This window comes from Pullulanibacillus camelliae, assembly GCF_014642655.1.
Taxonomy (GTDB): Bacteria; Bacillota; Bacilli; order Bacillales; family Sporolactobacillaceae; genus Pullulanibacillus; species Pullulanibacillus camelliae.
On the sequence record NZ_BMIR01000017.1, the window covers coordinates 77,244 to 86,595 of the forward strand.

The following is a 9,352-nucleotide window of genomic DNA, read 5'->3' on the forward strand; positions in this document are numbered from 1 at the left end:
AGAGTGAACTTATGACTAGGAGGTGTGGTCGATGTGGCTTCATGCTCACGTAGGCTTTTGGACACTAGGTTTAATTGTTTTTGTACTGACTTTTATTCTATATATCATTGGGAAGAATAAACCGGCCAAAATTCTACATATGATTCTTCGTCTACTCTACATACTTATTTTTATCACAGGTGTTGTTATGGTTTCAAAATGGTATGGCGGGGACAAGTTTGGTTGGCCAACGCTAAAAGGGATCTTCGGTCTCTTAGTGATAGCAATGATGGAAATGATCCTCATCAAAACAAACAAAAGGGTAAGCACTGTTTTCTATTGGCTTATTCTCATTATTTCATTAGCAGGGGTATTCTATATTGGATACGGGGTACTAAAGTAAGGCAGTCCATTGCGGCTGTCTTTTTTTGTTTATATATTATTACCAATTAGCTGCTGGTATGGGAGTTTGGGGATCGTTTTATCATGCCGCCTTTCTAGTGGTGAATTGGCTCAGACCACCACTGTGCGTTATAAAAATAAAGGCACGGTGAGAACAAGACTAGAATCTAGGGGTGTATCCCATCATAAGTGCTAAAAAGCTTTACTTTTTGTGAGAGGTAGTCGATAACAAAGATAGTAGGAATTATCTTGATTAATGATGATCCAACACAGGCCTGTCTATCAAGCAGGGTCAGAGAAGCGCCCTTGTAAAATGATAAAGCAGCTTAGGAGGTTGGCATTTTGAGTACATATATTCATTTTTATGAAGAACGAGATCATTTTAATCAATTTCTAAAAGATAGTCGGATTAACAAAATGACAAAATTATGGATTAAGCTTGTTAATGCACATGATCCATCCATCATAAAACAAATAAAAGCTGCCCTTCCTAATGCACAAATTAATGACATAACAAATGAAGCGCACAATTTGGTTTTGGATAAACCACTCGTGATCCTGACAACGGCTGAAGGACAAGAGCAGCAATGGCTTGAGCAGATGTTAGAAAAAGATCAGCTACGCGCTTTTCCCCTTGAAAAAGGAAATGAGGCCGAATGGCAGTCAAAATATGAAGCGTTATTTACCCACTATCAAGCTCTTGTCGAGGATATTCCTCATTTAATCTATAGTTTAAATGCAGAAGGTCAAGTCACACATATTAATAAGCATGGTCAATTGAGCTTAGGCTATGGGCGTGAGCTCGTTGCTCAGAAGGGCATGAACTATGTTTCTGAAAAGCATCAGCAGCGTGCTACGATAGGCTTCTTACAGGCTTTACAAGGAAAGTCACGCACGATGACCATTGATCTTTTAGATGATGTGGGTCAAGTGCGGCCGTTTAAAATCACTTTTATTCCCGTTCGAGATCAAAACAATACAGCCATGGTTTACGGTGTTGGCATCGATCTGTCTGCTCAAAAAAAGGCAGAAAAGAAGATTAAACAGCTAGTCAGTCATGATGCTTTAACGGGGCTGGCAAATCGCAGTCTGTTCAGAAGGACATTGCAGCGCATGGTTAGGGATAAAAACAATGGGTCGGGTGTTGCCGTGGTTTTTCTAGATTTTGATCGCTTTAATCTGATCAATGAGGCGGTTGGTCATGATGTTGGCGATCAAATTTTAAAGCTGGCTGCTCAGCGAGTGCGGTCCAAGCTTTCGTCTCATCAGCTGCTTGCGCGTTTTGACAGCACTAAATTTTCCATTGGATTACCGGGTATCTCCTCAAGGAAAACGATAGATGCCTTCATTCAAAGTATTAAAACAGCTTTTACTGAGCCGCTACTCTATGGTGAGAATGAATATTATTTATCGGTGAGTATGGGAGTAAGTGTGTTTCCTGAAAATGGTACTGATGCGGATGTGTTAATGAAAAATGCCGACCTTGCTTTATATGCGACTCGGATGGCTGGGAATCATTCTTCTTACTATTATTCTAATGATATGAATGCACCGTTTCAGGATCAAATTGAATTTGAAGGCTACTTGCGTAAGGCTTTGAAAAAACGTGAATTTATTCTCTATTATCAACCACAAGTTTGTGTGGACAATGGAACCATTATTGGGTGTGAGGCACTCATTCGCTGGAAACACCCGAAGCTCGGTATTTTGTCACCTGTACATTTTATTCCACTTGCAGAAGAGATTGGGTTGATCGAAGACATAGGTCTATGGGTTTTAAGGACTGCCTGTCAGCAAATTAATGAGTGGATAGCAAGGGGCAATAAACCTTTTTCCATTTCGGTCAATGTGTCGGCTAAGCAGTTTCTAAAGCCTGATTTTATTGATCAAATACAAACGATTATTGATGAGGAACAGGTAGATCCTAAGTATATACACCTAGAAATAACAGAGAGTACGACATTGCGAGATATTCAATACAGCATATCGCTCGTTCGTCAGCTTAAGGCGCTTGGTCTACGCGTGTCTTTAGATGACTTTGGAACGGGCTACTCTGCACTAAGTTATCTCAAAGATTTCTCAATCGATATCTTAAAAATTGATCGAGCGTTTATCAAAAACTTAAAGGAAAATAATCAGGATAGTGCAATTGTAAAAGCCATCATTATGATGTGTAAGGGCCTATCTTTAAAAACCATCGCTGAGGGTGTTGAGACAAAAGAGCAGCTCAATTTACTCAAGCATTTTGGTTGCCATGCGGTCCAAGGGTTTCTTTATAGTAAACCTTTACCGAGTAAAGAATTTGAGCGAATGATCCACCAGCTTCCGACGTTTGCGTAAACCAAGCGTCTTTTTTAACAGAAAAGAAAATATAAAATTTTGGTCATGAAGGATGGTGCACGTTTTTGCTCCAGACCGCTCGCTTTCCGCGGGGGAGTGGCAAGCCTCCTCTCGCTGCGCCCTGCTAAGGTCTTACCGATCTCTCACTTTTCGCAGGACTCTAGTCTCCGCATTGTGAGTCAGCGGCGATTCGGAACACATGATTTTAGAGTGATCCGAAGCTCTCATGCCTTCCATTCCAACCTGCTGGATAACGATGATGCCTGTTTAGCTTTCAGTAGTTTTTCATCAGTGAGCCTTGGCCCGTTTCTTGCTTAGGCCCATGAGCAGGCGTCATCGCTTATCTAGAATGCTCTGCCACGCCCCATGCCAATCTTTATAGGAAATTGTCGGGAGGCCTTCAGCATCTTTGATATCCTTGTCATAGAGTATTTTCAAAACCGCTTTTAATGTAGCCACCTGACTGTTTTTAATGGCACTTTTGACATCAGCATAGGCCTTGGTCTTTAATAGTAAAGCATTGTTTACAAGCTGTGGCTCAGGATTACCCATATTTTTTTGCAAGATGTAATTCATCGCTGCGAAGGTCATATAGCTGGCACCATTATCCTCACTGATTTTTTGCTGTGTAGATGAGAGATAGGCAGAGATATTTTGTTGAGTCATCACATAGCCGAGCCATTCATTCGTCATCAGCTCTGGTTCTACGGTTTTGGTATTTAATAGTTGCTCTGAATTCAATAAAAATGAGCCATCTAGCACCATGCTTGTTGCTTGATTCATCACTACTTTAGTAGGCACAAAGAAAAGGGTTCCTGATGGCGAAGCCTTTAACCACTGATTTAATAGTTGATCGGCATAGGTACAATAATGGATCACAGGTTTAAGCAAAGCACGCTCTTCTGTTGGAACAACGATGGTAAGCTGTTTCACATGTTCTGAGTGGAACCGCCCTGATAATAAAGACATTCCTGACGTGAGTGAATCACGAAATACCTGCGTATCATTAAAGGTTTTACTTTTTGTCCCTGATGTGCTGAGAAAGCTCTGAGCAAAGCCATGAAGATTGACCTTGAACGAGAGTGGGCTTACAGGATTGGCCTGAAGATTTGGTGCTGTTAAATTAGATCCTTCCTGATTGTATAGCGATATTTTTCCAGGTAAGGGATACCAGGCAAGATAAGAAGGAACAAAGGCATCATCTCCATTTACGAAGGCGTTATAGTGCTGATCGCCAGACTTCCCCATAGTCCATTCATTAAGCTTTCCTTGATAAATAAAGGCGAGCGTCTGATTTTTCATATCATTTTCAAAGCTATCGTTGGCAATGCTTATAGTTGTGCCTTTCACGGTAAATGAGACCGATTTATTATTAATTAATACTTCCTTTACCCGAAAATCGGGATTTAAAGTAAATAAGAGTGGTCCGTTAAGCTTCGGTGCATGCTGTAATTGAATTTGGGCATTAACAGTCCAAATATCTTTATTGCGGAAGACGTCAATGGTATAGGATCGCATTAAATTTGTAACTTGTTTTTGTAGCTGATTCTTCGCTGAACTGTCATGATAATGCACGGTAAGATCTTTATACTTTTTGTCCCAACTGTTAACGTAGGAGAAAGACAGAAGGAGAATACATGCACCGAAAATAACGATGTACGCACTGGGTTTGAACAATTGATCATCGCTCTGCCTCTTATGGATTAGCCATTGGCTGATACTGAGTAAGAGTAGTGCGATTAGGAAACGCAGTCCGAATAGCATGAGCTGTTCTTTGATAAAAAGCGGACTTCCCCAAAAACCTTCGCTGCTCTGCGAAAGCCTTCCTATAAAATAGCCATTCAAATGAAAGGGTTGAAGCCATGGCCAATGAAAGTGCTGAATCATCGATTGGAGGATGCCGGTAAAAAATATCCAGATACAAAAGGATGTTATGTAGCTCGACAGCTTGTTTAATCCAACCGCAAGCAACCAGCCAATAGCTATAGCGAACAGATAGGAGACTTCAACTTGTAGCGCCTGCTTGAATAGTAGTAGAATGATAGTTTTATAGGAAAAGGGAGCGATAAAAGCTTGGATGGCATTGATCATGAGTGTAATAACTGTCAATGCGGTGGTATAAGTCAGGGCAGCAAGCGGTTCAAAAATACCATGAGAAGGGGCGCTGGGCTGCTTGTTATCGTTGTGATGATATGATCTAATAATTACAAAAAAAGCCAGACCTAAAGACAGAGTGTGGATGATCGCATTCGTTGTATACAGGGCCTGAAAGAAAGGCTGAATGGTGAATAAAACGTAATAACCAACGGCAAACACAAAAAGCCCCAATAAATAGATCGGGTTAGAGAAGAGTAGACGAAGATTCAAATAATAAAGTGACCATCCTTTAAACATGACTCGAACTCCTATCTTTCAGCTTTCTATGTATCCATCCATGAGTGATCGAAAACTATTTTTTAAACGGAATTTCGAACAGCATTCGACATGGCTGAGATGTCATAAAACGACACACTTATATAGACGTTTTGAGAAAGAAAAAGGTTTCGCATAAATGGTAATTGTTACCCAAAAGAAACAATTTGAAACAATTGTAAAACTATTTTTTTAAAAACAACCTGAATCCGTGACGAAAATATAACAAACGCCGTTAATAGGTAGATTTCCCAAGAGTAAGGATATAGTGGTGTCCGACTATTCGATAAATGCACTTTTAGTGATTCAGTATGTAAAAATTTCCCTGTTTCATTCGTTTTTGTGCACGCCAAATAAATCTGCAAATTTCCATTTTTTGCAAGTTTTCGTTTTTTTATTTCTTTTTTCCTAGTAGTCTATTGATCGGGATGTTTAGTAAAAGGCTTGATACAAACGAGTAAAGACCGGTAACCATTTGTTGGTCTCCGCGACTTTTAATTTCCATTGCCGGCCACGGAAAACCAGCTTTGAGGCCAGTGTGATCATATTCTGGATGACGGTTCGGATTCTTCTTCTTGTTGTTTTCTTTTTCAATGGCGTATCTTGTTTTTTCAAGCTTTCTTGTCCAATCAAGCGAAGCAGGTTATACGCAAATACACCGAAATGGAGCACAAGGCCATTCGTTTCATATTTGCCTGACGGCAGCCGTTCGAGATCCAGTTCTGATTTAATTTCACTATGGAACTGTTCGCAAGTGCCATGGTTATGATAAAGAGAGATCACCACATGAGGCGGCACTTCAAGGTCCGTCCAGTAGGTTTCAAATTCATACTCGGGAATTAAAAAAATTTGTCCGTCTCTTGAGATGGTTCTTTCGGTCACTTTAAAAACTTTTCGGATGCTTCGCTCCTGGTCCTTAATTTGAATGGTTTCGGGGATGGATCCAAGGTAAACCTTCTTTCCTTCCCGTTCTTCACAACAGATCCCATATTTTCGGGCAATGTACAGCCAGTCCTCAGCTTTTTCCTTACGGGGATTGCGTTTGATAATAAAGCTTGCATGGTTTTCTAGGAGAATAATGAGATTATCCCGGCTGTCATTTCCGGAATCAAGCCTGATGTTAGTTTCCGGGCAGATTGAATGGTTTCCTGGATGAAATTTGGTGTACCTTTTTGGCAGTGGACACTTCCCTTTCGCATCTCAACATGCAGGCAGTAACCTTCCTGTCCCATGTAAGCGAACATAGGGGCCATAACCGTCACAGCCTTTATAGGTTCTTTCTACCCCTTCCTTTTTTGTCTTGGAGTTATCGAAAGGGGAGACATCCAGATCAACCGGGATATACGGCTTGTCTTTGGCGTAAACCGGGTTGATTTCCGCATTTGTATGGCGAATCAGATCCAGCGATTCTTCGTGCAAGATCGTTTTCCATTTTTCCACCAAGGCGGCCTGGTCCAATCGTTGCCTGAGAGTCGGGCTGGAAGGAACCCTCTGGATATCCAAAGCCAGTGCAAAAAAAGCATCATCACGGAAGGTTTCAATATTGTCATAATCACTTTCTCCCTGGCAAAGCAAGCCGATATAAGATTTAGCCACATCACCATTGGAACAAGCCGGATACCGGGAGATATCAGGGAGTTTATAGGCATTCAACCTGGAAACTAAATTCGTTTGATTTAGTAAATTTCCTACTATCGCTAAGCCAGCTTGGGCAACAATTCGTTCTTTTGTGGGTTCTATCACAAACTTTTTCATGAGATCACCTGAATGTGGAATGAATTTAATTTGTCTGATATACCAATTATACTAAATTTTATGCGATTTGTTTGCCTTTAAGCGGAAATTTCGTCACGGATTCAGGTTACTATTTTACTTTCGTAATCTGGGTTTATATAAAGCATATCCAAAGTAGCAAAACGGTGCAACCGATTTCAAAACGATAGGTGTTATTGAAAGTCTATCAAGCTAATAATATCAAGGAGCCAAACCCTTATCAATAGAGTGTACCCTATTGACAAAAAATAGACTGATCGGTTTTTACCATTCAGTCCATAAATAATTATCTTACTCCAGAAAAGTGCCCTTTAACGGCAAAACATTCTATATCTTTGTACAAACGAAGGGGGATTTTATCCGTGGAAAGTAATATAATATCCATCAGGATCTTCTACTGTAAACACCTTACCAAAGGGACTGTCTGTTAAATCCTTAACAATCTTCACTTCTTTGCCACGCACATCATCATATCGTTTTTCCACGTCAGGAACGGAAAACCAAAGTGCGACTCCCCATCCAAGCTTGCCTGCTCTGTCCAAATCAACCAAAGGTTTTCTAATAGCAAAAGAAGCGCCCTTTTCATTTTTAAAGACATAGGCTCCTGGATTTTCATTTTCAATTTCAAAACCTAAGGTATTCTGATAAAATTCACGTGATTTTTCAAGATCCCTTACCTGAATAGATGAAAAGTCGAGTTGCGGTGTAGCCATGTACTTCATCTCCTTTAATATTGTGGTATATATTAGCATTTTGTATTTTGAACGATTTTATACTACTCTATTTTGTAAATGCACCCAAAGCACGAAGATAATGGGCCCAATATCCTTTCCAATTTCCATAATGATTAGCAATCACCTTAACATCCTGATCACCTTTATAAGTTTCCGAAAACACCTTTAATAGCATTTTTTCGCTAACAGGTAATCGTTCCATTCTCCCAATCCCTCTGATAAGAATAAACGAGGCTGACCATTCACCTATTCCTTTAATGGCTTTTAACCAATATTCAACTTCATCATAATCTCCGTCGGTGAGGAACTGTTCATCAACATCGGAAAATGCTTCGCAGACTGACATCAAATATTGGGTCTTTCGCTTATTTTTGACCATTTCTGTTACTTCTTCCTCGGAAGCCCTAAGGATATTTACCGGCTCGGGAAATGCAGAATAACATTGATTGTTTATTTCTAGTGATTGACCAAAATTTTCACAGAATCTCATCTTGATTTCCTTGGCGATATTCGTGGGTGTCTTTTGGGTAAAAATCGCCCAGCAGGCACTTTCAAAAGGGGTAAGAAATTTAACCTGATGATAACCATATAGTTTTTTATTAATGTGTTGGAACCACGGATCTTCCGATGCCAAAGTATAAAATTCCTTGAGATCATCAGATAAACTTAAAAAATGATCGATTTTCTTCTCAAGCATTTTTAAGCTCTTATCCGAGATATCCTTGTCTGAAAATATGGTGTATATCAATTTTGGGTTTTCAATATCACCTTCTGATTGTAAATCAAAGACAAATATTTGATCATTCATTAAAATGGCTTTGGTTAGATGATTTTCATTCAGTGTTTGTTCTTTTTTAGTTGGGGGAAATCCACCTAAAAACCTTATGGTTTTTTCAAAATCAAAAGGGGGTTTAGGGAATAACTCACCAATTTTCTTGTACAACATTAAAAATCACCTTTTTCCATGGGTTCCAAACCCATTAACAGTCACAATCGAATTTTCTTCCAATACGATTCATTATTTTTACTTCTTCGATATGGTTGTCCATACCCTTAATAAAATCGATTTGAGTTCCTTTTGCTCCTTGACTGAAAGCCCTAAAAGAACATCCAATTCAATAGTTTCGAGATAATGCTCCCCCTACCTTAATTTCTCCTTGGCTTGTTTCGTGACCCTCAACGCAAAAAATCCCCTATCTTTTGGATTCCTCACTCGTTGCACACACTGGATTTCCTCCAAATAATCAATTTGAGATACCATTGTTGTCCGATCAATTTTGAAGGCTTCCGCTTGTTTTTGTGAGACTTTTGGATGTTCTTCTAAATATTGAAGAACATCCAAAAGTCTCACGTCGTCGGTGATGATGCGTACAGAAGCAAAATTCACGAAATACCATCCTTTCTATAATAAACGATACAATTCCGTATCCTATCATCCCTCCAACCGATGTAAGATATACTACTTCGCATTTCTCTCACTCCTTTATGCTTACTTACTCCGATTTTAAAATAAGGTGGACCCCATCGTCAAGACACAAATTTAAAATGAGTCAGTCAAGACTTTGTGGGAATTTTTTTGGTTCGCTGAAAATAGATGTAAGTCATAGCCTGAATCCGTGATGAATTGAAATCGACTTTGATTTTGTTGTAATTTTGATGGATTGATAATCCATAAAACCCTTTTTATGCTTATGACCTATGTCATCTCTATT

At 39.6% G+C, this 9,352-nt stretch carries 6 protein-coding genes and 1 pseudogene; 2 read left to right on the forward strand and 5 right to left on the reverse strand.

All coding sequences use genetic code 11. The features are described from left to right. Positions 1-31 precede the first annotated feature (31 nt). A complete protein-coding gene (locus IEW82_RS15315) occupies positions 32-382 on the forward strand; it encodes a DUF1516 family protein (RefSeq protein WP_188696336.1) in 351 nt (116 codons plus the stop codon). Positions 383-723: 341 nt separating this feature from the next. Then, positions 724-2,721 (forward strand): sensor domain-containing protein, encoded by a 1,998-nt coding sequence (locus IEW82_RS15320; protein WP_188696339.1) that lies wholly within the window; start codon positions 724-726, stop codon positions 2,719-2,721. Between the two features lie 333 nt (positions 2,722-3,054). Here IEW82_RS15320 and IEW82_RS15325 read toward each other — a convergent pair whose 3' ends face one another. From IEW82_RS15325 to IEW82_RS15345, 5 genes and pseudogenes are all read right to left on the reverse strand, one after another. After that, a complete protein-coding gene (locus IEW82_RS15325) occupies positions 3,055-5,115 on the reverse strand; it encodes a hypothetical protein (protein ID WP_188696342.1) in 2,061 nt (686 codons plus the stop codon). 450 nt (positions 5,116-5,565) lie between these two features. Next, positions 5,566-6,888 (reverse strand): annotated as a pseudogene (locus IEW82_RS20445) (IS1380 family transposase). A gap of 374 nt (positions 6,889-7,262) precedes the next feature. Continuing rightward, complete coding sequence (locus tag IEW82_RS15335; protein WP_179234345.1) at positions 7,263-7,619, reverse strand: VOC family protein; 357 nt, start codon at positions 7,617-7,619, stop codon at positions 7,263-7,265. 67 nt (positions 7,620-7,686) lie between these two features. Then, positions 7,687-8,586 (reverse strand): DNA-3-methyladenine glycosylase family protein, encoded by a 900-nt coding sequence (locus IEW82_RS15340; RefSeq protein ID WP_188696346.1) that lies wholly within the window; start codon positions 8,584-8,586, stop codon positions 7,687-7,689. Positions 8,587-8,781: 195 nt separating this feature from the next. Next, the gene (locus tag IEW82_RS15345; RefSeq protein ID WP_188696350.1) at positions 8,782-9,027 is read right to left on the reverse strand and encodes a MarR family transcriptional regulator; all 246 of its coding nucleotides are present in this window, start codon (positions 9,025-9,027) and stop codon (positions 8,782-8,784) included. Positions 9,028-9,352: the final 325 nt, after the last annotated feature.

Bases quoted from the DNA above. Each gene is read 5' to 3' on its own strand.
- IEW82_RS15335 (WP_179234345.1), bottom strand. From the start codon at position 7,619: ATGGCTACACCGCAACTCGACTTTTCATCTATTCAGGTAAGGGATCTT.
- IEW82_RS15325 (WP_188696342.1), bottom strand. From the start codon at position 5,115: ATGTTTAAAGGATGGTCACTTTATTATTTGAATCTTCGTCTACTCTTC.
- IEW82_RS15340 (WP_188696346.1), bottom strand. From the start codon at position 8,586: ATGTTGTACAAGAAAATTGGTGAGTTATTCCCTAAACCCCCTTTTGAT.
- IEW82_RS15315 (WP_188696336.1), top strand. From the start codon at position 32: ATGTGGCTTCATGCTCACGTAGGCTTTTGGACACTAGGTTTAATTGTT.